Consider the following 26979-nt stretch of genomic DNA (forward strand, 5'->3'; position numbering starts at 1 on the left):
GATGACCCTGACCGAAAAGCAGTACCTTTTTATGAAGGATTACAGCGATCTTTTATATACCATTGATGAAGCGTTTGATTATATAGTAAAAAGCTTTAGTGATTTCAGTAAAACAGAGGGAGATCGCCTTCTTAGTGATGTTTTTCAGGCGTTCCCTCAAGTCGCTTCAGCTCATGAACAGCTTAGCCATCTTGTTCAAGGCAATCACACGATGCTAAAGGCTATTGCTGATATTAGTGCAGTAGCCGATCAGGCTGAACTGCTTATTCAGAACTTTGACGATCTTCCTGTTAGACAGGAGATCATTTCGAAAAAGCTCTATCCTGCATTTGCAGGGTGGCATAAAAATATTCAGCAGGAATTAAATCCATATATACAGTCCTAAATAGGATCAGGCTTAAATAGCCAGGAGGTGTTCCCTTGGATATCCCATTAATGTCCATGGTCTTATCCCAAGGGCAGGTCCAGCGGCAGGCATCCATCTCAGTCATGAAGAAAGCCATGGATCAAGCGGAGGGAAATGCAGAATTTATTCATAAGATGATGAGCGGGTCTCAGATACAGGCCCTCCAGCACGCAGCCCAGCCCCACTTGGGCGGCAATATTGATATAAAAGGATGAGCAGCCAAAGAAGCTGCTCGTTTTTTTATATACGTCACCAATTCGACAAATATTCTCAATCTTTTTACCAGTTTCAGCAGGAGTTTTTAGGGGTAAAATAGAAATATAAATACATAGTCTTAATATACTTTTAAGACTAGGCATTCCTTTTCAGACATTACTGGTGATTTTCACAGTAAACGCTAATGAAAAGGCTGTCATTGTATAATGAGAAGGAGGAGTTCACGTATGAATTACAACATTCGTGGTGAAAACATTGAGGTAACTCCAGCAATTAGAGAGTACGTAGAGAAGAAAATTGCTAAGTTAGAAAGGTATTTTACTGAAACTCCTGATGCAAATGTACATGTAAATTTAAAAACGTATAATAATAACCGTTCTAAAGTGGAAGTAACGATTCCGATGCCGAATCTGGTACTTCGTGCAGAGGAAGATCATGATGATATGTATGCAGCGATTGATCTGATCACAGATAAATTGGAGCGCCAAATCCGCAAGCATAAAACAAAAGTGAACCGCAAATTCCGCGAAAAAGGCAATCTGACTGCTGTTTTTGCAGCGTTGGAAAATGAGATAGAGGCGCCAGAAGCGGAAGAGGAGGATAACGACCTTGAAGTTGTCCGCCAAAAGAGCTTCGATCTGAAGCCGATGGACAGTGAAGAGGCGATCCTGCAGATGAACATGCTGGGCCACAGCTTCTACGTGTTCACGAATGCAGAATCTAACTTAACAAATGTAGTGTACAAGCGTAAAGATGGCCGCTATGGTCTGATTGAAGCGCAATAATAAAACGTGAAAACCCCGCTGCTGAGGCGGGGTTTTCGTTTGTTTGGGTTCACTATTGGGCTATTTGCAGGAATTGGTCTGCTATTTGCAAATTCGCCGTTTTATTTGCAGAAATGCCGAAGTTATTTGCAAGAATTATACTTCTATTTGCAGGTTTTCCCGACCTAATTGCATCGTTCACAATTTCAGTAAAACGACACCTCCAAAAATCCGCCTAAACCGTAAACTTCTCCAATTCCCTCTCCATAACACCAGTCATTTCTTTCAGCTGTTCCACCTTCACCATAACCTGCTCAAACGCGCGAAGCTGTTCCTCCGTAGAAGCGGAGATTTCTTCAGTTCCGGCAGCCGTTTCTTCTGTTACGGCCGAAATATTTTCCACAGCGCTAATGACCTGCTGGCTCATATCACTGGAGGTTTTCATATCTTCAACCAATCTTTCCAGATGACTGTGAATGCCGGACACATGCTCGGAAATGGTTTCAAAAACTTGTTCCGTCTCGCTCATCGATTGGGATTGCTCTTTTGAAAGTGCATGTCCCTGTTCAGTAGCTGTGTATATATTGCTGATCCCATTTTGGATATTGCTGACCATCGAGGCGATCAAATCTGTTGCTTTTGAAGAAGAATCGGCGAGCTTCCGTACTTCTTCTGCCACAACCGCAAATCCTTTTCCGGCTTCACCGGCACGGGCTGCTTCAATAGCCGCATTTAAGGCAAGCAGATTGGTTTGATCCGCAATATCTTTAACCGTGTTGGCTGCCCCTTCAATTTCCTTGGTGAACTGGGCAAATTCACTGACTGAACTTCTAATATGGTTCGACGAACTGGAGATCTCTTCAGCAAGTTTCATTTGTTTTTCTAAAGACACTCTGCCTTGATCAACAGATTCCAATGCTTGTGTGCTTTGTGTGGCACTTTGCTCGCTGGAATGATGGACCGCTGAAAATTGCTCCCCCATTACGCTCATTAACTCAGCGGTAGCCTGGACGTCTTCAGAGATGGCCTGGCTGCCTCTCGCCAGTTCATCAGTTGAAACAGCCACCTGGCTGCTGCTTTCATTTAAGCTGGTCATATAAGAAGCCACATCTTCGGCAAATCCTTTTACATTTTGGCTGACTTCTTCAATGGATTGCACGGTTCCTTTTAGATTCACAACCATTTTTGAGAAAGCTTCCGTTAGTTTATCCACTTCATATCGGCTGTTCTCTTTAAAAGTAAGCTGCGATAGGTCTGCTGTTAAGTCTCCCTCTGAAATTTTCTCTGCTTTATCCACGATCGCATTAATTGGTTTTGTAATCTTTCTCGCAGCCATCCATGAGAAAATAGCTGATAACAAGATTAGCAGTACGCTTCCTATTAGGGAGGAATTCGTGATAAAGGCGATTTTCTGGCTGGTTTCCTGAAGAATGCCTTCATACCATTCATTTGTGCGCTTCTTTAAAAGGTGCATATCATTTAAAATACCGGATATTCTTATACTCTGGCGCTTGATTTCCGCTTTGTTTCCTTTTTCAAAGGCTTTGGTGGATACATCCGACAGCTCTGCATATTTTCCTTCAATGCTGCCGATAATTTTTTTATGCCCGGGAACTGAGGCAACCGAAGAGAGGGCAGCCAGGTTTTTCTGGACTTCTGTCATCATGGTTAGTGCCTCGTCTTTGTTGGCATCACTGGAATTATAGGTATAATTGGCAAGTGACTGGCTTGTCACAACAAGGCTTTGCTCCAGGTCCTTCACTTTCAGTAAAAGGTCCACATCATCTTTAGCGGAGCTTTGAATGTGTAACGTTTGGTATATGATAAAGCCTATCATGCTGACTGATAGCACAAGTGGGATCAGCGTGACAATAATAAGGCGGTTTCGTAATGTCATCTTGGATGCTCCTTTATTCAGCTGTTACTGTGATTTTTCCATTGATTATGTCTTCAGTTGCTTTTTTCATTGCTGCTTTCTGCTCCTCTGTTAAGGAAATGACGCGGATTTCAGAAAGACCGACACCGTTTTCTGCCAGTCCCCATACATAGGATGAAGCTTCGATTTTTCCGCTCTCCGTCAATTCTTTTGCCAAGTTAAAAACAGCAATATCGATGTTTTTGACCATCGATGCGGCAACGGCTTTTTCGGCAACAAAATACTGGTCGGAATCGACACCGCCGGCAAGCACGCCTTTTTCTTCGGCTTTTTTCAGTGCGCCAAAACCGGTGAATCCGGCAGCAGGGTAGATAAAATCAGCACCTGCCGCAATTTGCTTCTCGGCGACTTTTTCACCGAGAGCCGCATCCCCAAAGGTTCCGGTATATTCTGTTAAAATTTCTATTTTCGGATTGAAGTGCTTGGCGCCTTGAATGAATCCATTTTCAAAATGATGGATGACAGGTACATCAACACCGCCGATAAATCCCAGCTTGTCTGTTTTGCTTGTCATGGCAGCGAGCATCCCGACAAGGAAGCTGCCTTCATGCTCCTTAAACGTAAGTGAGACCACATTATCAAGCTCGGAAACGGCATCAATCAGCAAAAACTGCTGCTGGGGATATTTCTTTGCCGTCTTTTCGAGTGCTTCCTGTGCGGAAAAGCCCAGCCCGATGACAAGGTCATTATTTTCTTTGACAAGCTCTTCAAGAGGCTTTTCAAAATTTCCGTCGGGGGCTTCTTTATAATCAAAAAGAATGCCCAGCTCATCACGCGCTTTCTCAAGTCCCCGGAAGGCAGAGTCGTTGAAAGACTCATCCCCCAGGCCTGTATCAGATAGGAGAATGCCAATTTTATATTCTTTATTTTGGTTTGTGCTTTGTTCAGAGGCAGAGCAGGCTGCCAGAAGTAGACTGAATAGAAGCAGAATAGGTAGTAGTTTTTTCAAGGTAGACCTCCATGTTGTTGTATTTCGCCTTACCTATTATCGGCAGAAAGGCGGAGGTCTTAAGTCTGAAGTCAGACCCTGACTCGAAAAAATGGCAAAATAAAAAAGCCTGCATTCGCAGGCTTCAACATCATTCCTCCAGGACCTTATATTTTCGCTTCAATGATTCCGGTGCCATTTTCACCATTTGCTGAAGAACAAACGATGTAATCACAATATCGTCCGTAAAGCCGAAGATCGACAGGAAGTCGGGTACAAGATCGAGCGGCAGAAGGATATAAAGAAGTCCGGCCGCAACAGGGAAAAGCTTTTTACCGGCCGTTACTTCCGGTGATAGAAAGTAATCCTTTAAGAAGGGCAGGAACTTCCAAAATTTTAATACAAATTTGATGCGTTTGAGAAACTTCATTTAGTTCACCTTTTTCTAGTTCATTCGCTGAATGGGAACTGACACCTGAATGCGCGGCGGGTTTTTCACCTCAAGTGTGGCAGCTGATAGATAGCTTGTTTCAAGTATGCTTCAAAAAGTAAATAAAATTAGCCACTTTTGCAAAGTGTTCAATTAGGTATGAATCTCCTCTTTTTATAAATTTCTATAGGTTAAGAGGGGATATGTTACACTCGTTTCTTCCTCCTTAGGATTGGTTATCGAATAATAGTGATTTTATCCAAGTCGGCGCTTTTGACGCCTTCGTTAAAAATCAGTCTTGTTTTAAATTGAAAAATCCGGTCTGGTGCAGAGCAGGGAATGTCTTCAGGAAGCTGGAAGTTAAAGTCCATTTTGTTGGTTTCTTCTGATTCAATGACCTTGGTGGATAGAATGGTCGATGTCCCGATCACTTCCTCCTTCTCTTCTTCAAGCGACGCCATGACCAGGTCACACTCAATCCGCTTAATCTGCTGATCAATGGTTCCTCCTTCAATCAGGAAGATTCCGCTCACATTTTCCCCTGGCGTATATTGAAGCTTTGGCAGCTGCAGATCAATTTTTGCAGAGCCTATTCCAAGCATTGACATGTATTTTCGTAAAATCAACAAAGATCTCTCCTCTAATTTTTTAGGGGGAGCTGCTCGCTCACACCACAGTTTTGCTGTTTCCTTCTTTACGTGCTACTCATGATAAAGTTTCAAGAAATTTTCCTTCTACCTATTCCTCCATTTTATAAAGTAAAACGTGTGGCGGTGCGGGCCTGTATATAAAAAGGGCCTTTACCGCGGTGGTAAAGGCCCATAAATAAAGACCTCTACCGAATTTGGTAAAGGTCTTGCTAACAATTGTTTAGATTGCCAACAAAGCCGAGAGCATTTGCTCCGTAATGACGACTCTGCTGTAAAAGCTACTCCCCTTTAGGAGAAACTATTCAATTTATAGCTAAATCATATTGTATACCCCGGACTTTGTCAATATTTCATCATTAATTTAGTTTTCCGAAATAAATACTAACATAATATTTATATAATTTGATATAATCAGAATTAATTATTTTAACACTCTAATACAGAGGTGAACTCCATGAACTTTGATTTCCACAGCCACCCATACACATCACAGCGAACGACCGTCATGGCGAATAACGGCATGGTGGCTACTTCCCAGCCGCTTGCTGCACAGGCTGGATTAGATATGATGAAAAAAGGCGGAAATGCCATAGATGCAGCAATTGCAACAGCGGCTGCTCTTACCGTGGTTGAACCGACATCAAACGGAATCGGCGGCGATGCATTTGCACTAGTCTGGATAAAAGGGAAACTGCATGGATTAAATGCAAGCGGCCCTGCTCCAAAGTCCATTTCCATAGAAGCATTAAAGGAAAGAGGCATCGAAAAAATGCCGACGCACGGCTGGATGCCGGTTACGGTGCCTGGTGCTCCATCCGCGTGGGCTGAGCTTTCCAGGCGTTTTGGCAGGCTTCCGTTAAAAGATGTCCTCCAGCCCGCAATTGATTATGCTGAAAAAGGCTATCCGTTAACACCGATACTCGGCAAGTACTGGCAGTATGCTTATAATAGGTTTAAACAGATTCTGACGGATGACCAATTCCAGCATTGGTTTGAAACCTTTGCTCCAGATGGAAGGGCTCCTGAAATTGGAGAGATCTGGCGCTCTGAAGGGCATGCAGCCACTTTAAGAGCCATTGGCGAAACAGATGGCGATAGCTTTTACCGCGGGGAAATTGCTGAAAAAATCGATGCTTTTTCAAAAAAATACAATGCATTCCTATCCAAGGAAGACCTCGAAGATTACAAGGCGGAATGGGTTGATCCCATCAAAGTTCATTACCGCGGATATGATGTCTGGGAAATCCCTCCGAACGGCCAGGGTCTCGTCGCTCTCTTGGGTTTAAATATAGCAAAAGGGTTTGAATTCCGCGATAAAGACACGGTGGATACATATCACAAACAAATTGAAGCGATGAAGTTAGCTTTTACAGACGGCAAGGCATTTATTACAGATCCTGCGGAAATGAAAGTGACAGTTGAAGAACTGCTCTCAGAAGAATACGGTGAATCGCGCCGCAGTGAGATTGCCGGCGAAGCTCTGACACCTGAGCCTTACCAGCCGCCACGTGGAGGTACTGTTTATCTGGCGACAGCAGACAGCGAAGGCAATATGGTTTCCTTCATCCAAAGCAATTATATGGGCTTTGGATCCGGTCTTGTCGTTCCTGGAACGGGAATTGCCCTTCAGAATCGCGGACACGATTTCTCTCTTGATCCGGAGCACCATAATGCACTGAAGCCCGGCAAGAAAACGTACCACACGATAATCCCTGGATTCCTGACAAAAGACTGCGAAGCGGTTGGGCCGTTCGGTGTGATGGGAGGCTATATGCAGCCGCAGGGGCATATGCAGGTGGTCATGAATACAGTGGATTTCCACTTGAATCCGCAGGCAGCCCTTGATGCGCCAAGATGGCAGTGGATTGAAGGGAAAAAGGTTCAGGTTGAACCGCACTTCCCTAATCATATTGCCCAGGCTTTGGTGCGCAAAGGCCATCAAATCGAGGTAACCGTTGATACAGGCGGATTCGGACGCGGCCAGATTATCTGGCGTGATCCAAAAACAGGCGTGCTCATGGGCGGAACGGAAGCCCGAACAGACGGATCGATTGCCGCCTGGTAATAAAAATTGAGGAAAGCAGCACGCATATTAGAGTAAAATAACCATATAAAAGATACTGGGGAGCGGAAAAAAATGGCCGCTCCTTCATCTGCTTTTTCGGATGCAAGATGAAAAGGGGCATGGCTTGTCTCTGCAATTGGTGAAGAGGATGTGAACACATGAAACAAAAGGAGATTTTCATTGCGTTTTTTCGGTCCGGCATTTTGGGTTTTGGCGGCGGGCCTTCTGCCATTCCGCTGGTCCATAAAGAGGTTGTGGATACCTTTAAATTTATGGATTCAGACGAGTTTGGAGATATATTAGCCCTCGCCAATGCGCTGCCTGGACCTATTAATACAAAAATGGCGGGATATATCGGCTATCGGGTAGGCGGGTTTCTGGGAATGCTGAACGCACTGATAGCTACAATGGTTCCAACCATCATCCTTATGATTGTTCTTTTAACGGCATTAAATAACTTAAAGGATCAGCCATGGGTTGCCGGCATGACGAAGGCGGTCGTTCCCGTTGTTGCTGTTATGCTTGCTACTTTAACTTGGGATTTTATTAAAAAGTCTACAAAGTCATCACTCGGCTGGGCTTGGACATTTCTTTTTGTAGCGGCCAGCCTGGTTCTTATCGAATTTGTGAATATTCATCCTGGAATTATTATATTTATTGCACTCGTGACTGCCCTTCTGAAAAAGGATGCTGCAGAAAAAAATGAAGCTAAAAAGGAGAGGAACCCCGCATGATATATGTGCAGATTTTCCTGGCATTTTTCATCCCCGGGATCCTTGGATACGGCGGAGGACCTTCATCCATTCCCTTGATTGAACATGAAGTGGTAGATAATTATGAATGGATGACAACGAATGAATTCAGTGAAATGCTGGCAATGGGCAATGCCCTGCCAGGTCCGATTGCAACAAAAATGGCAGGCTATATTGGCTATGAGCAGGGAGGGGTTCTTGGATCTATAATTGGTGTATTTGCAACAGTAGCACCTTCCATGATCTTAATGCTCGCTCTGCTTGGGCTGCTGATGAGGTATAAAGAATCCCCCCGTGTTAAACGGATGACCAATTATATTCGGCCGATTATCGCTGTTTTGCTGGGCGTTATGACTTATGATTTCCTATTTTCATCCTATGATGGAATTGGGATCTGGCAGACGCTTTTCATTGGGCTGCTTAGTTTTTTCCTTTTGGAAAAACTAAAAGTGCATCCCGCTTTTGTCATTGCAGGAGCGCTTGTTTATGGGGGGATTTTCTTAGCATAATCGGCAAAAAAATAAAATGAACGAAAACGGTGAGTTTTGTGGACTCTCCGTTTTTTTTATTTTGGCCTGATGGAAAGCTGTTAGGACGTGAACTGACCGATAAAATGGAAAATGTGACCGATATCCATTGAAAGTGATCGATAAAATAAAAAAACTGACCCGATAAAACTGATGAAGTAACCGAAATCGGCTAACCCATACAAAAAAGCACGCAATCCCGGCTTCCTTAACCTGCCAAATGTTTAAATCCGCTGGATTAATGCCTAAACTGCTGATAAATGTTAGGATAGTAGAGTTAAACGAATTTTGTAGGAGAGATTTAGAAGATGTCAACAGTAAAAGTAAGCAGAAACGAACCGTGTCCATGCGGGAGCGGAAAAAAATATAAAAAGTGCTGCGGCAGCAAAGATGCTGTATCAATTAAGGATGTTTTGAATCACGAAGTTCTTGAGCTTCAAAAGGAAGTAAGGGCCTATGCGCTTACTCATTTTGCAGATGACATGAAAGAAGATTTCATGGATCTTCTGGATATCCTTGAAGACATTGAACCAGAAGAAAAAGAGTTTTATGAATTTGTACACTCTTTCTGGTACATTCTATTTGGAACGCTGGAAGATATGGACTCCATTATGGATGAGTTCATTCATGCAAAATTCCCGGCCGTTGCTCGCCCGCGCTTAAAAAACATCTTAAAATCGTGGGGAGACAGCAAAGCGGCAGCTGGGATACTGACCGAGGTGACTGAAGATAAAGCAGCCATTAAAGATTGCCTGACCGGGAAGGTTTACAATATCTCCCTATTTGGTGATATGGACGTTCATGAAGAAAACTTTGCCTTTGCCATGCTTCTTCCTTATGGAGAAGAATATGTAGCGTTTCCGGCGATTTTCGACCTGCCAGGAGAAAATGCTGCAAAGTTTGCAGACTATATTCAGTATTCCTTCGAAGATGCAAAATACGATGATCCTGAAGAATACCTGGCTGAATACTTCATTGACCTCATGAATGACACACCAAAATCATTGGCAGTTCCATCTATGGACAATTTCGATTGGCCATCCAAGGGTGCAGAGCAGGTTGCCAACATGTTCCGGGACGACATGACAGAAGCCGGCGAAGAACCATGGCTGATCGGTATGGGGATTTCACTCTGGATGGAGTATCTGACGAAAACGGGCAAACAGGTCAAAAAGCCTGACAACTATGTTGCGGGTCTTCGATACCTTGTGAGCACGATAGCGCCAACTAAGGAAAATCTCACTCAGAAGGAATTCGGAGAGAAATACGGAATCAATGCGAACCGTGTCTCTGCTTATTATGGTGAAATTTATGATGCAGTTGAGAAAACCATTATTGAACTGATTGAATCGTCGAATTCATAAAAAGGAGAGCATTTTTGCTCTCTTTTTTTTGCATAATGTGGATCAGGCGCGGACTGACCGGTAAAGCGGATAGCTAGGCAGTATTCAAAAAAGAGAAGAGTGTATTTACCGAAACCCAACTATCAGCAAATTAAAGATCTGGAATGGCGCGCATGCGGCATAAGTTGTCACCCCCCTCCCAAAGTGGTAATATTAATAAGAAATAATGTGAATTTTCATGGGAGGATTCCGCCGGGAAAGAGCGAATCTTTAACTACCTATGCTTAAATAGACTTTGAAATTAGATATGCATAGTTCCGGGCCTTGAGTCATCAACAAGGCACTTGTGCTGTCATATCCAACATAAAGGAGCGTTTTTATGCTTGGGATTTTAAATAAAGTGTTTGATCAAAATAAACGCGAATTAAAACGCCTCACCAAAATGGCAGAACAAATTGATGCACTTGCATCTGATATGGAAAAATTATCGGACGAGCAGCTGCGCGAGAAAACGGAAGAATTCAAAGCCCGCTACCAAAAGGGCGAGACAGTCGATGATATGCTGACTGAAGCTTTTGCGGTTGTCCGCGAAGCAGCAAAGCGCGTTCTTGGCTTATATCCTTATCCGGTTCAGTTAATGGGGGGTATTTCCCTTCATGACGGAAATATTTCTGAGATGAAAACGGGTGAAGGTAAAACGCTGACTGCAACTATGCCGGTTTACCTCAATGCCCTAACCGGCAAAGGCGTTCACGTTGTAACGGTCAACGAATACCTTGCGAGCCGTGATGCCACTGAAATGGGCCAGCTTTACGAATTCCTTGGACTGACTGTCGGCTTGAACTTAAATGGGCTTTCCAAAGAAGAAAAGCAGGCAGCATATGCTGCGGATATCACATACAGCACAAACAACGAGCTTGGATTCGATTACCTTCGCGATAACATGGTTCTCTACAAAGAGCAGAAGGTTCAGCGTCCGCTGCACTATGCCGTAATCGATGAAGTGGACTCCATCCTCATTGATGAAGCTCGTACACCGCTGATCATTTCAGGTTCAGCACAAAAGTCCACTCAGCTTTATATCCAGGCTAATGCCTTTGTCAGCCGCCTGAAAAAAGATGAAGACTTCACATATGATGAAAAAACAAAAGGGGTACAGCTGACAGAAGAGGGGATGACCAAAGCAGAGAAGGCTTTTGGAATCGATAACCTTTTCGATATCTCTCATGTTGCACTTAACCACCATATTACACAGGCATTAAAAGCACATTCCAGCATGCATCTGGATGTCGATTACGTTGTTCAGGAAGGCGAAATCGTCATTGTTGACCAATTTACCGGCCGTCTGATGAAGGGCCGCCGCTACAGTGATGGACTTCACCAGGCTATCGAAGCTAAGGAAGGCCTGGAAATCCAGAACGAAAGCATGACACTTGCAACGATCACATTCCAGAACTATTTCCGTATGTATGAAAAGCTTGCCGGTATGACTGGTACGGCGAAAACGGAAGAAGAGGAATTCCGCAATATCTATAATATGAACGTTATTGTGATCCCGACAAACCGCCCGATCGCCCGTGATGACCGTCCGGACTTAATTTATGCAACAATGGATGGGAAATTCCGTGCGGTTGTGGAAGATATCGCTGATCGCCACAAAAAAGGACAGCCTGTGCTTGTCGGTACAGTGGCTATCGAAACATCTGAAATCATTTCTAAATACCTGACCAAAAAAGGTGTTCCGCATAACGTCCTAAATGCGAAGAACCACGGCCGTGAAGCAGAAATCATCGCGGACGCAGGTAAGCCGGGTGCCGTGACAATCGCGACTAACATGGCAGGGCGCGGTACGGATATCAAGCTCGGAGAAGGTGTGAAGGAACTTGGCGGCCTATGCGTTATTGGTACAGAACGCCATGAAAGCAGACGTATCGATAACCAGCTCCGGGGACGTTCCGGACGTCAGGGAGACCCTGGTGTCACGCAATTCTATCTTTCCATGGAAGATGAATTGATGCGCCGCTTCGGTTCTGACAATATGAAATCGATGATGGAGCGCCTTGGAATGGATGACACTCAGCCAATCCAGAGTAAAATGGTTTCAAGAGCCGTTGAATCTGCACAAAAACGCGTTGAGGGCAACAACTTTGATGCTCGTAAGCAGCTTCTTTCTTACGACGATGTTCTCCGTCAGCAGCGTGAGATTCTTTACGGTCAGCGTAATGAAGTTCTGGAGTCTGAGAACTTGAGAGAAATTGTTGAAAAGATGATCATGACCAGCATCCAGCGTAATGTGGAAGGGTATGCACCTGGACATGAAGACGAGGAAAACTGGAACCTGCAGGGCATCATTGACTACGTAAATGGAAACCTTCTAAATGAAGGCGACCTAACCGTAAATGATATCCACGGCAAGGATACGGAGGAAATTGCCGAAACCATTTTTGCCAAGGTTAAAGAACGCTACAATGAAAAAGAGGAAATGCTTAGCCCTGAGCAAATGCGTGAATTTGAGAAAGTCATCGTGCTTCGTGCGGTTGACTCCAAATGGATGGATCACATTGACGCAATGGATCAGCTTCGTCAGGGAATCCACCTGCGTGCGTATGGCCAGACAGATCCGCTGCGCGAGTACCAGGGAGAAGGCTTTGCAATGTTTGAAAACATGATCGCTTCCATCGAAGAAGATGTTGCGAAGTACATCATGAAAGCCGAAATCCGCAACAACCTCGAGCGCCAGGAAGTGGCCAAAGGCCAGGCCGTCAACCCGAAAGAAGACGGTGAAAAGGTTAAGAAAAAGCCTGTCGTCAAGCAGATGGACGTTGGACGCAACGACCCATGCATCTGCGGCAGCGGCAAGAAATATAAAAACTGCTGTGGTGCAGAATAAGAAAAGCGGAAGCGCCTTGCCCTCGAAGGAACGCAGACTAAGAACGCCACGTCCTGTGGCAACGTCTGCATGACCCCCATCCTGGGGGCCCCAAGCACAAGACGAGCCTCCCGGAAGGCGTTCTTTGCCTTTTTGGGAGGATTGGCTTGTGACCTCGAGGGGGTAGGCGCTGGAGCTAGACAATTATCGACGTTAAAAGTTTATTTATCACTTAAAATAAACAATTGAGCCGGCAACAGCTTTGCCGGCTTCTCTCTTGGAGAAAATTGAGATAAACCTAATAGGAAACTTGGTTTTACAGATAATCAAGCTATAATATGAAAAAAATAATTTTTGAGGTGACGGAAATGGAATTAGCAGATATTCGCAATGAACTTGAAAAAACAGCTAAGATTTTAGCGGACTTTAGGGGGTCTCTTTGACTTAGAAAACAAAGAGGCGCGCATCGCTGAGCTTGATGATGTCATGCTGCAGCCTGGATTTTGGGATGACCAGCAGGCGGCACAAGTCGTTATCAGCGAATCAAACTCACTGAAAGAACAGGTAGTTGAATTCCACGATTTATACGAAACGTTTGAGAATCTGGAATTAACTTACGAGCTAGTAAAAGAAGAGAGTGACGCAGAATTGCAGGCAGATCTTGAGGAAGAACTCAAGGACTTGGTTAAGCGTCTGAACGATTTCGAGCTTCAGCTTCTTTTAAGCGAGGAATACGACAAGAACAATGCCATTCTTGAACTGCATCCGGGTGCAGGCGGAACCGAGTCACAGGACTGGGGCAGCATGCTGCTTCGTATGTATACACGCTGGGCAGAGAAGAAAGGCTTCAAAGTTGAAACACTTGATTACCTGCCAGGAGATGAAGCGGGCATCAAGAGTGTTACCCTTAGCATTAAGGGCCATAACGCATACGGCTACCTAAAGGCGGAAAAAGGTGTACACCGTCTGGTAAGGATCTCGCCATTTGATTCATCAGGACGCCGCCATACTTCATTCGTTTCCTGTGAAGTGATGCCGGAATTCAATGATGAAATTGAAATCGACATCCGTACCGAAGATCTGAAAATCGACACATACCGTGCAAGCGGAGCAGGCGGTCAGCATATCAATACGACTGACTCTGCTGTCCGTATCACTCACTTGCCGACCAATGTCGTGGTAACCTGCCAGACAGAGCGTTCCCAGATCAAAAACCGCGAACGTGCCATGAAAATGCTGCAAGCTAAGCTTTATCAAAAGAAAATCGAAGAGCAGGAAGCAGAATTGGCTGAAATCCGCGGTGAGCAAAAAGACATCGGCTGGGGAAGCCAGATCCGCTCCTATGTCTTCCATCCGTATTCCATGGTAAAAGACCACCGCACCAACACTGAAGTCGGCAACGTCCAGGGAGTTATGGACGGTGACCTGGATATGTTTATTAACGCATATTTGCGTTCGAAATTGATTTTTCCTCAGGATTAATGCGTAAAATAGCCTATGCTGGCATAACCGGCATAGGCTTGTTTTTTTATGGAATTATAACTGAGCTAGCCGGTGAATGGGGAGTGCTCTAGGAGTGGATGCGCTTTTTGAGCTGGTTTATTTCCATTTCTTGAACCCCGCTCTTTTCACTGAGGTGAACGATATCAATTTTTGTGCCTTTTATTGCGTCAGAGATGACTTAAAAGTCTCTTCATGCTGTTCTAACTTCGTTTCAATATGCTTAAAATGACTTCTGAATTCTGTGGCATTGCTCTCAATCTGTTCAGAAAGTCTTTCAATTCTATTTCCAACAATTCCCAGATCATTATCAACAGTATCTATACTGTTTTCAACGTTCCCAAGCCTGCTATTAACATCAGAAATATCATGATCAATGGAATCAAATCTCTGATCAATGGAATCGAACTTCTGATCAGCCGAATCAAATCTCTGATCAATGGAATCAAACTTCTGATCAACCGAATCAAATCTCTGATCAATGGAATCAAACTTCTGATCAACCGAATCAAATCTCTGATCAATGGAATCAAACTTCTGATCAACCGAATCAAACTTTAGATCAATGGAATCAAACCTCTGATCAACCGAATCAAATCTCTTTGAATGTTCCTTTAAGGTACTTAAAATTTCATTAAGTATCTTCTCCATTTTTCTCACCTCCTTTTCGACATTATACCACATGCCGCTGTATTTCATGCTGCTGAGAAAGCAGTACAAATGGACCCCGGAACCAAGCTTATAAACATTTCATACAAAAATCGGCATGATAAATTGACTGTTTTTGTCACAACATAATGAAAGGCAGAGGTAGGGAACTACAGTCTTTTAATACGGCAGTTTAATGGCATTTACAGGCTCAAGACTCCATGCTATACTCACTGACGGTAAAAATGGAATATGACTTAATTCTGTATAGATCGGGGACACCGGAGGGAGAAGAAATGGGCAAGAATAGAAGAGGATATACTTATAGTAAAAAAGCGGAGAGATTGCTGGAGTACATATATGTTTTAATAGGATCTGGAATTGTCGCCATTGCATTTAACGTGTTTTTGCTGCCCAATCGAATTGCATCAGGAGGGGTGAGCGGGATCAGTACGATCCTGGATGCGGTTGCTGGCTGGGAGCCCGCATACGTGCAGTGGGCATTTAATATACCGCTTTTTATTGCAGGCGTACTTTTGCTCGGCAAACAATTTGGGGCAAAAACGCTGGCAGGAACAATCTTTCTGCCCTTAGTTGTTTTCCTTACAAAAGAATATGAGCCATGGACATCAGATCCGCTGCTGGCTTCTCTGTTTGGCGGAATTGGCGTTGGCCTGGGTTTAGGCATCGTTTTCCGGGGTAAAGCATCAACAGGAGGGACAGACCTTGCAGCACAGATTATTAACAAGTATACAGGTTTGTCTCTTGGAACCTGTGTTGCGATAATCGATGGATTGATCGTACTGTCAGCTGCGATTATTTTCGACATAGAGCAGGGGCTGTATGCCTTAATTGCTTTATATGTAACAAGCAAAACAATCGATCTCATACAGCTTGGATTCAGCCGGACAAAGATGGCTTTAATCATTACTGAAAAACAAAATGAAGTTCGTGAAGGAATTTTGAATAAAATTGACCGAGGTGTGACAAAACTATCAGCATACGGTGGTTATACTGACCATGAACGCCCAGTCCTCTTGTGTGTGGTGGACCAGACGGAGTTCACAAAATTGAAACAACTGGTTCAAACCATTGATCCTACTGCATTTATCATTGTTACGGATGCTTCCGAGGTGTTGGGCGAGGGTTTCAAACGAGCATAGTGTTGGTATAATATAGCTGTACTTAGTATTTTTTCCTGAGGGGGAATTATAGGTGAAAAAGAAGCTACTAGCATTACTGATGGGTACATCTTTAGTTCTTGCAGCCTGCGGCGGCGGAGACGATGCTGCTGAAGACAAGGACACTGCTACAAACGGCGGCGGTGAAACAACGACTGATACTGCTGATGCTGGTGATGCACAAAAGCTTTATGAACAGAAATGTTCAAGCTGCCACGGTGCAAACCTTGAAGGCGGTGTAGGACCTGCACTAGATAAAATTGGTGCCAGCCTATCACAGGAAGATATTGAAAACACAATTGCTAACGGTAAAGGAGCTATGCCTAAAGGATTGCTTCAGGGAGAAGAAGCTTCTGCAGTAGCATCCTGGCTAGCAGGCAAGAAATAATAGGGTTCTAAATAAAAACGTTCTGTTCAGCAGGGCGTTTTTATTTTTTCTGTTATCGTTAGGTATGCTGTTACTGATTTGATTGGAGCGGAAGGTGCGAGACTCCACGGAGCAGCGGGACAGAAGATGAGACTCCAAGACGAGAAACGCCGAAGATGCTCAGCGCCCGCCCCACGGAAAGCGAGCATACTGAAGCGCAAATCAACGGACTGCACTAAGGTGCAAAAACAACGAGGCTATTTTCTTTACAGCTTGGCTGAGGAAAGACAATATGTGACAAATATCGAGTGAATGCAATATGCAAAAAGAAGGAAAAATTCTTCGATTGAGCGAATAAAACCCAAGAATATTAATGAAACTCAGGAAAAAAGTAACAATAGTTAAGGGATTGAAAAGAAACTGTAATAATTTTTTCCGTTATTTTGACAACTTATGATGTTATAATGGGTTGTGTGAGAATTTTAGATGGCTAATTAGGCAGTATTTACAAGTATTTTGTCATCCTCTATGTCGAAAGGATGTCGTTTTTTAGCGAAAAAAGCCGTCTGTTATTTAATTCTTAATACACACTAGATGCTAGGTGATATATATGATCGATATGAAAGACGTCTATAAGAGATACCCCAATGGCGTTACAGCAGCCAGCGGGATTGATGTGCATATCAAACAAGGTGAGTTTGTTTATGTAGTAGGACCGAGTGGTGCCGGTAAATCCACTTTTATCAAAATGATGTACCGGGAAGAAAAGCCTTCGAGTGGAACGATAACTATTGACGGAGTAAATCTGGCTACATTAAAGAATGCAAAGGTACCGCTAATGCGACGTAAAATCGGTGTCGTTTTCCAGGACTTTAAGCTACTCCAGACACTGACTGTCTATGAGAATGTTGCTTTTGCTCTTGAGGTTATTGAAGAGCATCCGAAGAATATTAAAAAACAAGTCATGGAAACTTTGGACCTTGTAGGTTTAAAGCATAAGGCAAGAATGCTTCCGACCGAATTATCAGGCGGGGAGCAGCAGCGTGTTTCCATCGCCAGATCCATCGTAAATTCTCCAAAGGTCGTGATTGCGGACGAGCCTACAGGAAACCTTGACCCGGATACTTCATGGGAAATCATGAACATTTTCGATGAAATCAACACGAGAGGAACGACTGTGGTCATGGCAACTCATAATAAAGAAATTGTTAACACGATTAAGCACCGCGTAATTGCCATTGAAGGCGGAAGGATTGTGCGTGACGAGCAAAGAGGTGATTACGGCTATGAAAGCTAGAACATTGGGCCGGCACTTCCGTGAAAGCTTTAAGAGCCTCGGACGAAATGGATGGATGACGTTTGCTTCGGCAAGTGCGGTGACAGTAACGCTCATTTTGGTTGGCGTATTTTTCGTCATTATGATGAATCTCAACAAGGTGGCTACAACCATTGAAGAGGACGTGGAAATCCGCGTTCACATCGATGTTGCTGCAAATGAGCAGGATCAGGAAGTTTTACGGCAAAAAATCGAAGGAATATCCGAAGTTAAAACAGTTGAATATTCAACTAAGGAAAAAGAGCTTGATAGTTTAATAGACAGCCTTGGTGAAGAAGGAGAAGCCTTCAAACTGTTCGAACAGGATAATCCGCTGAACGATGTATTTATCGTAAAGACGAAAAACCCGGCAGATACAATGAAGGCTGCGAAACAGATTGAAAAAATGGAATATGCCGCAAAAGTAAAGTATGGCCAGGGGCAGGTTGAGAAGCTATTTAACTTTATCAATGCCGGCCGAAATGTTGGCCTTGTATTGATTATCGGCCTATTATTTACTGCTATGTTCCTGATTTCAAATACGATTAAAATTACGATCATGTCTCGAAGAAAAGAAATTGAGATTATGAGATTGGTAGGAGCAACCAATTCCTTCATCAGATGGCCATTTTTCCTGGAAGGCTTATGGCTTGGATTGCTTGGATCGATTATTCCGATTGCACTTGTTTCGACAGCCTACTATTATGCCTTTGATTATTTGGCGCCAAAGCTTGAAGGACACTTTATCAAGCTGCTGGAATTTAGTCCGTTTGTCTATCAGATCTCCGGACTTATTATCCTGATGGGTGCACTTATTGGTGTATGGGGAAGCTTGATGTCAGTCAGAAAGTTCCTGAAAGTATAAAACCAGCTTAGAAGGCCCTGCGGGGGGAACCTGTCCAGGCGCCTTCAAGCCTCATAATAATAGACGATTCAGCAGTGTTAAATGTTTCAGAGATAGTTAAAAAAAATAGAACGATTGACCTGTACATATGGTGTTCATTGAAAGGAGAAATCGGAAAATTGAAGAAATCCATCATCACATTATCATTGGCTGCCATTTTGGGATTTGGCAGCGCAACAGTCGGACTGCCTCTTGAAAAGGCGTCTGCAGAAAATAAACTAAACGATCTAAACAGCCAAAAGGACAAAATTAACCAGCAGCGTTCAGGAGTAGAATCGAAGATTACTGATACAGATAAAAAGATTAACGAAAATCAGGGCGAGCAGCAGTCTGTACAAAGTGAGATTGAGCGCCTTGATAAAGCGATCAGTGATGCTTTAGCAAAGATTGAAGAGAAAAACGGCCAGATTGCAGAAACAAAAAAGGAAATTGAAAAATTAGAAGCCGAAATTGAAGTATTAGTAGAGCGCATCAAAAAGCGAAATGAACTATTAAAAGATCGCGCCCGCAACTATCAGGAAACTGGCGGAATGGTGAGCTATATTGATGTTTTAATGGGCGCGCAAAGCTTTGGAGACTTTGTTGAGCGCGTTGGAGCAGTTGCAACAATCGTAGAAGCTGACCAGGATATTCTAAAAGCGCATCAGGCGGATAAAGACGAGCTGGAGAAAAAACAGGCTCAGGTAAAAGAAGAGCTTGCCTCTTTAGAAAAGATGCGTGCCGAGCTTGAAGGCATGAAAAAAAGCTTAAATGCCCAAAAGGCAGAGAAAGATAAACTGCTTAAATCCCTAAAGCATGAAGAAGAGGAAATGCATGCTCATAAACTTGAATTAGCAGAAGAAAATGAAATTCTTGCAGCCCAGGAAGCAGCAATTCAAAAAGCGATCAAGCTTGAGCAGGAAAGACAAGCTGAGGCAGCAAGACAAGCTGAATTGGCAAAACAGAAAGCTGCTCAGGAAGCGGCTAAAAAGAGCAGCTCTTCATCAGCAGGAAGTTCATCAGCAGGAAGCGGCTCATCATCTGACAGCGGTTCATCAAGCAGCCCGCAGGTTACACCACCTTCAGTATCAAGCGGAGCCTGGACAAAACCGGCTGCAGGAAGACTTTCTTCAGGTTTTGGCGGACGTTCATTAGGTGAGCACTATGGTGTTGATATTGCTGCAGGCGGAACAGTACCGATCGTGGCAGCGGCAGACGGTGTTGTAATCCGTTCATACTACTCCAGCAGTTATGGAAATGCGATATTTATTGCTCATTCTATTGGCGGACAAACTTACACAACTGTATACGCTCATATGAGAAGCCGTTCTGTAGGCTCTGGCCAGACTGTTTCTAAAGGCCAGCAAATCGGCATCATGGGTAATACTGGACAATCTTATGGCCAGCATCTGCACTTTGAACTTCACAGAGGTTCTTGGAATGCAGCAAAATCAAATGCGATTAATCCTGTAGGCATTGTGCCTCTATAAAAAATAGTGAAAGTGGAAGGAGCTAAGCTTCTTCCACTTTTCTTTTACCCGTAAAGCAGGTCTTTAATCCTATTATCAGCGTTTTATTTTACGCTTGGAGGAGTGTCATGAATATATGGAGGAGCCGGCTTCAGCTTAGGTGCTGGAGCAAAAGGCGGAACTTCCTGCTTGTATTGGAAGGTTCCCTGGCCATCCATGTTCCGACCTTGAGCCCATCGGCCCTGGCTGCTTTCATCTCCTCTTGAAAGGTTCATAAATACATAGGAAAACTCTTCTTTTTCAACCTCCTTCGGGAATGTGCTTGGCACGGTTTTCCCTTCCTGGGCTTCAAGCTCTTTTATCGCAGCAAGCCATTGGTTTTGATGCATGCGGTCACGGGCAATTAAGAAGTCCAGCATGTCCTTGACACCGCGGTCATCAGTCATTTCATACAGACGGACAGCCTGCAGACGTCCCCGGGACTCGGCATTCAGGTTTGCACGAAAATCAGCCAGCAGGTTTCCGCTGGCTACGATGTAACCACCCTGCCAAGGGACCCCGACACCACTGACAGGCATGGCACCATGACCGGAAACAATCACATGCTGCGGGTTCATTCCGCCCAAAATCGCAGCAAGAAGCGGATCCTGGACAGCTTTTTCCTGCTCTTTTTTACAGGAGCGCCATCCATCAGGAGGGCAATCATGGTGGCAAGCATTTCAATATGGGCCAATTCTTCGGTCCCCGTATCCATTAATAAATCCCGATATTTACCATACTTTCGTGCACCCCAGCCCTGAAATAAATACTGCATGGCCACAGACATTTCCCCAAATTGTCCGCCAATCAGCTCCTGGAGCTTTTTAGCATACACCAATTATATTGAAGTTCTTTGATGGGATAGAACATTTGCACACACCCTTTATGTGAAAATCCCCTTAATATATTCTTAAATTGAGATATTGTGCATATGCCTAACCTGATTATTGAAAACATAACTTGTCCTTATCCTGCATAGGATGTGATGAGCAAGGTCATTCATCATTCATGATGGAAAGTTACTATAAAGGCCTAAGAGACCGCTGCAAAATAGAAAGGGAGATGAAGATGAGCAGAAAATGGATCGCCGTTCTGATGACGGGATCTTTGCTGACAGGAGCTGGCGGTACATATGCAGGCATGCAGTGGCTGGCAAAGGAAGCTCCGCAGACAGGGGCAGGAAATCAATTAATAGATTCTAAGGAAAACGGAACACAAATTGAAAAAGAGAAAATCGAAAAGATGGAAACGGCCTATCAGTTAATCTTAAATAGCTATGTGGAAAAAGTAGAGGAAAAGCAGCTCGTGGAGGGAGCCATCCAGGGCATGCTTGCAACCCTTGAAGATCCTTACTCTGTTTATATGGATGAAGAAACAGCAAAACAATTCAGTGATACACTGGAATCTTCTTTTGAAGGAATCGGGGCAGAAGTCAGCATGGTGGAAGGTAAGATCATCATTGTTGCACCGTTTAAAGATTCACCAGCTGAAAAAGCAGGGCTTAAGCCAAAAGATGAAATTTTAAAAGTGGATGGGGAAAGTGTGGAGGGTCTTGATTTATATAAAGCTACCATGAAGATTCGCGGGAAAAAAGGAACAAAGGTAGAGCTTGAAATTGCTCGCCAGGGACTGAAGGAACCTTTAAAGGTAGAGGTAAAAAGAGATGAGATTCCACAAATTACAGTATACTCGGAAATCAAGAAGCAAAGAGGAAAGAATGTAGGATATTTGGAAATCACCTCCTTTTCCGAAGAGACATCCAAGGAATTTGCCAAACAGCTGAGTGAAATGGAGAAAGAGGGAATTGATGGCCTTGTAATCGATGTGCGCGGAAATCCCGGAGGCCTCCTGACATCAGTACAGGAAATCCTGAAGGAATTGGTTACAGCTGATAAGCCATATCTGCAGATAGAAAAACGGGATGGAGAAAAAATGAGGTATTTCTCCACGCTTGAAAAGCCTAAAAGCTATCCGATTGCTGTACTTGTTGATAAAGGGAGTGCATCTGCATCGGAGATTCTTGCCGGCGCTTTAAAGGAAGCTCAAGGGTACGCCATAATCGGTGAGAATTCATTTGGGAAGGGCACTGTTCAGCAGCCTGTTCCGATGGGAGATGGCAGCAATATCAAGCTCACTTTGTTTAAATGGCTGACACCTGACGGAAACTGGATCCATAACAAGGGAATCAAGCCAACTCTCGAGGTTAAACAGCCAGACATCTACCAAACACATCCTTTGCAGGTGGAGAAGCCTTTGGCAATCGATATGAATAATGAAATGGTGAAGAATGCACAGGGAATTCTGGCGGGCCTTGGATATGCTCCAGGAAGGACAGATGGCTACTTCAATGATTCCACTGCAGCCGCTGTAAAAGCATTTCAGAAGCAAAAAGAGCTTGAAGCATCCGGCCGGATAGACAAGAAAACAGCAGCAGCGCTTGAACAGGCCGCCATCGAGGAAATGAGGAAAGAGCAGAATGACCTTCAGCTGCAAACGGCTCTGAGATATATTGCAAGATAGCGAATTTTGTAGAATGTAAACTTTCATTAGCAGGAGGGATTTTCCTTCTGCTATTTTTGTATTTGAGCCAGATTGTGATAGGTTTTGGAAGACGCTTTTGGTAGAATATAGAGTAATAGAGTTTTCTGTTTGTTACATAATTCATGAGAATTTATTAATAGAGGCTGGTGGCAAGTTTGATAGAGGAGTGGATTTTTGAGTTTTTAAAAGGAACAGGAAAGCTACTGCTGAATCCGGTATTTTATTACCTGTTTTTTGTAGCTGCATTTTTGGGGGTTTCCCGTGTAAGGCGTGAGCGCAAAGACTTTTCTGTTCGTGCGGAAAATGCTTATTTTGAGCTGAGGCAGCTGCTGCCTCTGGGTATCCTGGCAGGTCTATCAGTGAGTGTTGTGATGGTTGGAGCAGGACTTGTCGTACCAGTGGAAACGATTGTTCTTACTGCTGCTCTTACGTTCCTGTGGAGCTTTACGGCAAAAGTGAGATGGATGGCGCCTGTTTATACGCTGGGCTTTGCATTTTTCGCAACAATGTTTGCTGCTGAACAGAAATGGCCATTGCCATCATTCGCCCAGTCGGCAGCGGACCTTGACTCTTCCATCTTTCCGTCCATCGCTGTTCTCCTGGCTCTTCTTGTTATTGCAGAAGGCTTCCTGATTATAAGAAACGGCCGGAAAGGGACATCTCCCAGGCTTGTAAAGAGTAAACGGGGCCAGACGATCGGCATTCATGAATCAAAAAGAATCTGGATGGTGCCTGTGTTTTTGCTTATTCCCGGTCAGGCACTGCAGCTGCCATTTGATTGGTGGCCAGTGATTCCAATCGGCGGGGAAACGTATTCGCTCATTCTTGTCCCTTTTTCGATAGGCTTTTACCAGCGGATTCAGGGCACGCTTCCTAAAGCGGCAACAGCATTGCTCGGACAAAGAATCTGCGTGTTTGGCGTACTTCTTTTGCTGATTTCATCTGCAGGCTACTGGTATCCGCTTGCTTCTGTGGGTGCAGCCGCACTGGCTATCATCGGGCGTGAATTCATCTCTCTCCGCCAGAGAATGGCAGAGGACCAGGCACCGTCTTACTTTTCCATGCGCAATCAGGGAATCATGGTGCTTGGAGTAGTTCCGGATTCACCAGCTTATAAAATGTCTCTGCAAGTGGGAGAGGTTGTTACAAAAGTCAATGGTGTGAAGATCCATAATGAAAAAGGCTTCTATGAAGCGCTGCAAAAGAACGGGGCTCACTGCAAACTTGAGGTTCTTGATGTGAACGGCCAGGTGCGGTTCGTCCAGCGCGCTCTTTATGAGGGCGACCATCATGAACTTGGATTGCTTTTTGTGCAGGAAGAGAAGAAATGGGATAGTGAAGCGGTGTAAGTGTTACTTTTCATTAACAGCCGGAATACGCACTTAATCCTCCGGAAAGATTTTCATAACATTTATAGAGACCCTTCATTAATTATATTGAAGGGTCTTTTTTGATTAAAAAAATGTGAAGTTTTCTGAAACTCACGGGGCGGTTAGATAAATAACTAGAAGAGACTTTACTCAAAACGTTTTGTTTTGATCATCCCTAAAGTCCAGTTCACTGACTTCAGCAGCTGCTTTCATATTACATAATTGTTAGATTCATGTAAGATAAATCGATTTTTAACTAATAAAAGATTGTCTATACTTCTTTCATAGTGATAAAACAGGAAGGGAGTATATATTATGGATTTATCTCAAATGAACGTGGAACTGTTTAGGATCATTAATGACTTTGGTAAAGAACATACATATTTAAACCATACTTTCATATTTTTAGCCGAGTATATGGTATTTGTCCTTGGATTAATGGCTTTAATTTTCTGGTTTACCAGGAGAAAAGAAAATAGGTTTATGATCATCTCGGCTGCTGCCGCCTTTATCATGGCTGAGATTATCGGTAAAATTGCTGGAAAGTTGCATTCAAACAATCAGCCATTTGCAGAATTGTCTAATGTAAACAAATTAATAGAGAAAGCAGTAGATAATTCCTTTCCAAGTGACCATACCATTTTATTCTTTGCATTTTGTACGACTTTTTTCATCTATCAAAAAAGATGGGGATACCTTTGGATCATCATTGCCCTTTTGGTTGGCGTTTCCCGTATATGGGTGGGGGTACACTATCCTGCAGATGTCTTGGCTGGAGCGCTAATAAGCATTGTTTCGGCAATAATCGTTTCTTACATTGTCCCCCGTCTCAACTTTATAAGAAAGTTTCTATTGCTTTATGAAAAAGGGGAAAAATATATTTTTCCTGGCAGGGACAGGTCCAGAGAATTATAAAAGAATGCTATGATACGCTCAATTAGAAAGAATTAGAAACAGATAATTTTATAAAAAGTGTTTACTTTTAATGAAAAATCCATTAGATTGAATTTTGTAAACTGAATATCCTCGTTAGGTGAGGCTCCTGTGTTGGAGATATGCTGCTGCCCAAAAATGTCGAAAGACGCCAATGGGTCAACAGAAACCATCGACTTAAGGTGGTTTTTAATGTAGCTGGCTTTGTCCTATGCCACACAGTGCTAAAGCTCTACGAATGGAGGAACAGAATAACCAGGTTTGTTATTCTTATTTTTGTCATCTTTAAACCTGCACCTTCATTCGAAAATGAAGGTGTTTTTTTATCTTTCCGGGAGGTGAGGAGTAATGGAAAATGACCCCTGCTCAAAACATCATGAAAATAGAATGCATCTAACAGAATATGATAAGGGACATGATCCCTTGTTCCTTACAGAAGGAGTGACAAAAAATGAAGATAAATATGCCAGCAGATCAAATAACTCTTCAAATCATAAAGTCTTTAAAAGAAGGAAAAAAGGAAGAATTTCATGGAATCTTAGAAGAACTCCAGCCTTATGATATTGCAAGAGTATTCGAGGGACTCCCAGAAAAACATCACACACGCTTCCTGTTATTGCTTTCTCCTAAACAAATCGCTGACTTAATACAGGAGCTGGAAAAACCATATCAGCTGGAGATTCTCACTAAATTAGGATTAGAAAAGTCAGGGCACGTTATGGACTTAATGGAAAATGATGATTTGGCTTCTTTACTTGAAGACTTATCCCCTGACAAATTAGAGGAACTCCTTTCAGGTATGAAGGAGGAAGAGTCCCAAATTGTTCAAAACATCATGAACTATCCTCCTGAAACGGCAGGGCGATTGATGACTAACCGTTTTGTCTGGATACCTCAGCATTTCACTGTTCGAGAAACAGTAGACAAACTTAAAGTGTTTGCTGAGTACTCAGAAACCATAAATTACTTATATGTCATTGATCACGATAAGAAGCTTGTTGGAGTTGTATCCTATCGGGATTTAATCCTGGCCGATGAAAAGGAAAAAATTCACGATATTATGTATAGCCGAGTCATTTCTGTTTCAGCGGATTCTGACCAGGAAGAAGTAGCCCGCATGATTGAGCGATATGATTTTTTGGCAATTCCTGTTGTGGAAAGTAATAACCAGCTGGTAGGGATTGTGACAGTAGACGATATTATTGATGTGGTTATAAGAGAGGCAAATGAAGATATTGAGAAGCTTTCAGCATCAGGTAAAGCCATTGATTTTGAGACGAAGGCATTTGTTGCTGCCTATCGCCGTCTTCCCTGGCTCATTTTACTTTTATTTATTGGTATAGTTTCCGGAACAATAATTAGCGGTTTTGAAGAAACGCTGTCAAAAGCGGTGGCTTTAGCATTCTTTATGCCCATGATAGCAGGTATGACAGGAAATACAGGCACCCAATCTTTAGCTGTTGTCGTAAGAGGGCTGGTTTCCCGTGATATTGACAAAGGGGTGGTTTTCAGGCTTATTTTTAGAGAGTTAAAAGTCGGTCTGATCATTGGATTTACTTGCGGAACATTAATATCCATCATTGCACTCGTTTGGCAAGGAAATGCCGTTTTAGGGGTAGTGGTTGGAAGCTCTTTGGTTATGACACTGATCATTGGAACTTTAGCTGGCACTATCATACCAATCATTCTTTATAAATTAAATATTGACCCTGCCGTGGCTTCAGGTCCATTGATTACAACACTAAATGACATACTCTCGTTACTCATTTACTTTGGAATTGCCACAATGTTTATATCAAAATTGATGTAGGTAAATGCATTGTCAATTCAAGATCAGCTGCCGAAAC

The 26979-nt window shown here is 43.4% G+C and carries 23 protein-coding genes, 1 pseudogene and 1 riboswitch; of the genes and pseudogenes, 18 read left to right on the forward strand and 6 right to left on the reverse strand.

Annotation, left to right across the window (positions count from 1 at the left end):
• Window positions 1–31: 31 nt before the first annotated feature.
• The 3 genes from MKY20_RS06280 to hpf all read left to right on the forward strand — a co-directional run bounded on the left by MKY20_RS06280 (window position 32) and on the right by hpf (window position 1407).
• Window positions 32–385, forward strand: a complete 354-nt coding sequence (locus tag MKY20_RS06280; protein ID WP_251266852.1) for a hypothetical protein — start codon at window positions 32–34, stop codon at window positions 383–385.
• A 35-nt stretch (window positions 386–420) separates the two neighbouring features.
• On the forward strand, window positions 421–621 hold the full coding sequence (locus MKY20_RS06285; protein WP_251266853.1) for a YjfB family protein: 201 nt from the start codon (window positions 421–423) through the stop codon (window positions 619–621).
• Window positions 622–849: 228 nt separating this feature from the next.
• Entirely contained in the window at window positions 850–1407 is a 558-nt protein-coding gene (hpf, locus tag MKY20_RS06290) for a ribosome hibernation-promoting factor, HPF/YfiA family (protein ID WP_009331959.1), read from the forward strand.
• Between the two features lie 214 nt (window positions 1408–1621).
• Here hpf and MKY20_RS06295 read toward each other — a convergent pair whose 3' ends face one another.
• The 4 genes from MKY20_RS06295 to MKY20_RS06310 all read right to left on the reverse strand — a co-directional run bounded on the left by MKY20_RS06295 (window position 1622) and on the right by MKY20_RS06310 (window position 5306).
• A complete protein-coding gene (locus tag MKY20_RS06295; protein WP_251266854.1) occupies window positions 1622–3283 on the reverse strand; it encodes a methyl-accepting chemotaxis protein in 1662 nt (553 codons plus the stop codon).
• A 13-nt stretch (window positions 3284–3296) separates the two neighbouring features.
• Window positions 3297–4271 (reverse strand): BMP family lipoprotein, encoded by a 975-nt coding sequence (locus tag MKY20_RS06300; RefSeq protein WP_251266855.1) that lies wholly within the window; start codon window positions 4269–4271, stop codon window positions 3297–3299.
• 130 nt (window positions 4272–4401) lie between these two features.
• Window positions 4402–4680: a YkvA family protein gene (locus tag MKY20_RS06305; protein WP_009331956.1), complete on the reverse strand. Its 279-nt coding sequence runs from the start codon at window positions 4678–4680 to the stop codon at window positions 4402–4404.
• Between the two features lie 236 nt (window positions 4681–4916).
• The gene (locus tag MKY20_RS06310) at window positions 4917–5306 is read right to left on the reverse strand and encodes a sporulation protein (RefSeq protein ID WP_251266856.1); all 390 of its coding nucleotides are present in this window, start codon (window positions 5304–5306) and stop codon (window positions 4917–4919) included.
• A gap of 478 nt (window positions 5307–5784) precedes the next feature.
• Here MKY20_RS06310 and MKY20_RS06315 point away from each other — a divergent pair, with 478 nt between their 5' ends.
• The 6 genes from MKY20_RS06315 to prfB all read left to right on the forward strand — a co-directional run bounded on the left by MKY20_RS06315 (window position 5785) and on the right by prfB (window position 14368).
• A complete protein-coding gene (locus tag MKY20_RS06315; protein WP_251266857.1) occupies window positions 5785–7395 on the forward strand; it encodes a gamma-glutamyltransferase family protein in 1611 nt (536 codons plus the stop codon).
• A 158-nt stretch (window positions 7396–7553) separates the two neighbouring features.
• Window positions 7554–8129 carry a chromate transporter gene (locus MKY20_RS06320; protein ID WP_019380010.1) on the forward strand — a complete coding sequence of 192 codons (576 nt, stop codon included), beginning with the start codon at window positions 7554–7556 and terminating at the stop codon, window positions 8127–8129.
• Entirely contained in the window at window positions 8126–8656 is a 531-nt protein-coding gene (locus MKY20_RS06325; RefSeq protein WP_009331952.1) for a chromate transporter, read from the forward strand. Before MKY20_RS06320 ends, MKY20_RS06325 begins: the two co-directional genes overlap by 4 nt.
• A 326-nt stretch (window positions 8657–8982) precedes the next feature.
• On the forward strand, window positions 8983–10038 hold the full coding sequence (locus MKY20_RS06330; RefSeq protein ID WP_251266858.1) for a YecA family protein: 1056 nt from the start codon (window positions 8983–8985) through the stop codon (window positions 10036–10038).
• A gap of 358 nt (window positions 10039–10396) precedes the next feature.
• Window positions 10397–12907 (forward strand): preprotein translocase subunit SecA, encoded by a 2511-nt coding sequence (gene secA / locus MKY20_RS06335; RefSeq protein ID WP_251266859.1) that lies wholly within the window; start codon window positions 10397–10399, stop codon window positions 12905–12907.
• Window positions 12908–13254: 347 nt separating this feature from the next.
• A protein-coding gene (gene prfB, locus MKY20_RS06340; RefSeq protein WP_251266860.1) for a peptide chain release factor 2 occupies window positions 13255–14368 on the forward strand; the annotation gives its coding sequence in 2 pieces (ribosomal slippage) (window positions 13255–13326 and window positions 13328–14368; 1113 coding nt in all).
• 180 nt (window positions 14369–14548) lie between these two features.
• On the opposite strand, the gene MKY20_RS06345 is transcribed toward prfB, so the two are convergent.
• A complete protein-coding gene (locus MKY20_RS06345; protein WP_251266861.1) occupies window positions 14549–15037 on the reverse strand; it encodes a hypothetical protein in 489 nt (162 codons plus the stop codon).
• Between the two features lie 293 nt (window positions 15038–15330).
• Here MKY20_RS06345 and MKY20_RS06350 point away from each other — a divergent pair, with 293 nt between their 5' ends.
• The 5 genes from MKY20_RS06350 (at window position 15331) to MKY20_RS06370 (ending at window position 20270) form a co-directional block, all read left to right on the forward strand.
• Entirely contained in the window at window positions 15331–16197 is an 867-nt protein-coding gene (locus MKY20_RS06350; protein ID WP_251266862.1) for a YitT family protein, read from the forward strand.
• Between the two features lie 52 nt (window positions 16198–16249).
• Window positions 16250–16603, forward strand: coding sequence for a cytochrome c551 (gene cccB / locus MKY20_RS06355; RefSeq protein ID WP_019383351.1), 354 nt, complete (start codon window positions 16250–16252; stop codon window positions 16601–16603).
• Window positions 16604–17192: 589 nt separating this feature from the next.
• Window positions 17193–17879 carry a cell division ATP-binding protein FtsE gene (ftsE, locus tag MKY20_RS06360; protein ID WP_009331896.1) on the forward strand — a complete coding sequence of 229 codons (687 nt, stop codon included), beginning with the start codon at window positions 17193–17195 and terminating at the stop codon, window positions 17877–17879.
• The gene (ftsX, locus tag MKY20_RS06365; RefSeq protein ID WP_009331895.1) at window positions 17869–18762 is read left to right on the forward strand and encodes a permease-like cell division protein FtsX; all 894 of its coding nucleotides are present in this window, start codon (window positions 17869–17871) and stop codon (window positions 18760–18762) included. Before ftsE ends, ftsX begins: the two co-directional genes overlap by 11 nt.
• A 158-nt stretch (window positions 18763–18920) precedes the next feature.
• The gene (locus tag MKY20_RS06370; protein ID WP_251174155.1) at window positions 18921–20270 is read left to right on the forward strand and encodes a murein hydrolase activator EnvC family protein; all 1350 of its coding nucleotides are present in this window, start codon (window positions 18921–18923) and stop codon (window positions 20268–20270) included.
• A gap of 83 nt (window positions 20271–20353) precedes the next feature.
• Here MKY20_RS06370 and MKY20_RS06375 read toward each other — a convergent pair.
• Window positions 20354–21158: pseudogene (locus tag MKY20_RS06375) on the reverse strand (manganese catalase family protein).
• Between the two features lie 198 nt (window positions 21159–21356).
• Here MKY20_RS06375 and MKY20_RS06380 point away from each other — a divergent pair.
• The 4 genes from MKY20_RS06380 (at window position 21357) to mgtE (ending at window position 26942) form a co-directional block, all read left to right on the forward strand.
• Window positions 21357–22808, forward strand: a complete 1452-nt coding sequence (locus MKY20_RS06380) for a S41 family peptidase (protein ID WP_251174154.1) — start codon at window positions 21357–21359, stop codon at window positions 22806–22808.
• A 176-nt stretch (window positions 22809–22984) separates the two neighbouring features.
• Window positions 22985–24178 carry a PDZ domain-containing protein gene (locus MKY20_RS06385; protein WP_251266863.1) on the forward strand — a complete coding sequence of 398 codons (1194 nt, stop codon included), beginning with the start codon at window positions 22985–22987 and terminating at the stop codon, window positions 24176–24178.
• Window positions 24179–24514: 336 nt separating this feature from the next.
• Window positions 24515–25114, forward strand: coding sequence for an undecaprenyl-diphosphatase (locus MKY20_RS06390; RefSeq protein ID WP_019383347.1), 600 nt, complete (start codon window positions 24515–24517; stop codon window positions 25112–25114).
• Window positions 25115–25217: 103 nt separating this feature from the next.
• Window positions 25218–25383: riboswitch (M-box (ykoK) riboswitch) on the forward strand.
• Window positions 25384–25583: 200 nt separating this feature from the next.
• Entirely contained in the window at window positions 25584–26942 is a 1359-nt protein-coding gene (gene mgtE / locus MKY20_RS06395) for a magnesium transporter (protein ID WP_251266864.1), read from the forward strand.
• The last annotated feature ends 37 nt before the right edge of the window (window positions 26943–26979 follow it).

Origin of the sequence: Cytobacillus sp. FSL W8-0315 (assembly GCF_038002905.1) — a bacterium.
GTDB lineage: Bacteria > Bacillota > Bacilli > Bacillales > Cytobacillaceae > Cytobacillus > Cytobacillus pseudoceanisediminis.

Excerpts from the sequence above, each read along its gene's own strand:
- MKY20_RS06280 (WP_251266852.1), top strand. The coding sequence starts at position 32 with ATGAAGGATTACAGCGATCTTTTATATACCATTGATGAAGCGTTTGAT.
- hpf (WP_009331959.1), top strand. The coding sequence starts at position 850 with ATGAATTACAACATTCGTGGTGAAAACATTGAGGTAACTCCAGCAATT.
- MKY20_RS06295 (WP_251266854.1), bottom strand. The coding sequence starts at position 3,283 with ATGACATTACGAAACCGCCTTATTATTGTCACGCTGATCCCACTTGTG.
- MKY20_RS06305 (WP_009331956.1), bottom strand. The coding sequence starts at position 4,680 with ATGAAGTTTCTCAAACGCATCAAATTTGTATTAAAATTTTGGAAGTTC.
- MKY20_RS06315 (WP_251266857.1), top strand. The coding sequence starts at position 5,785 with ATGAACTTTGATTTCCACAGCCACCCATACACATCACAGCGAACGACC.
- MKY20_RS06320 (WP_019380010.1), top strand. The coding sequence starts at position 7,554 with ATGAAACAAAAGGAGATTTTCATTGCGTTTTTTCGGTCCGGCATTTTG.
- MKY20_RS06325 (WP_009331952.1), top strand. The coding sequence starts at position 8,126 with ATGATATATGTGCAGATTTTCCTGGCATTTTTCATCCCCGGGATCCTT.
- MKY20_RS06330 (WP_251266858.1), top strand. The coding sequence starts at position 8,983 with ATGTCAACAGTAAAAGTAAGCAGAAACGAACCGTGTCCATGCGGGAGC.
- secA (WP_251266859.1), top strand. The coding sequence starts at position 10,397 with ATGCTTGGGATTTTAAATAAAGTGTTTGATCAAAATAAACGCGAATTA.
- MKY20_RS06345 (WP_251266861.1), bottom strand. The coding sequence starts at position 15,037 with ATGGAGAAGATACTTAATGAAATTTTAAGTACCTTAAAGGAACATTCA.
- MKY20_RS06350 (WP_251266862.1), top strand. The coding sequence starts at position 15,331 with ATGGGCAAGAATAGAAGAGGATATACTTATAGTAAAAAAGCGGAGAGA.
- ftsE (WP_009331896.1), top strand. The coding sequence starts at position 17,193 with ATGATCGATATGAAAGACGTCTATAAGAGATACCCCAATGGCGTTACA.
- ftsX (WP_009331895.1), top strand. The coding sequence starts at position 17,869 with ATGAAAGCTAGAACATTGGGCCGGCACTTCCGTGAAAGCTTTAAGAGC.
- MKY20_RS06380 (WP_251174154.1), top strand. The coding sequence starts at position 21,357 with ATGAGCAGAAAATGGATCGCCGTTCTGATGACGGGATCTTTGCTGACA.
- MKY20_RS06390 (WP_019383347.1), top strand. The coding sequence starts at position 24,515 with ATGGATTTATCTCAAATGAACGTGGAACTGTTTAGGATCATTAATGAC.
- mgtE (WP_251266864.1), top strand. The coding sequence starts at position 25,584 with ATGAAGATAAATATGCCAGCAGATCAAATAACTCTTCAAATCATAAAG.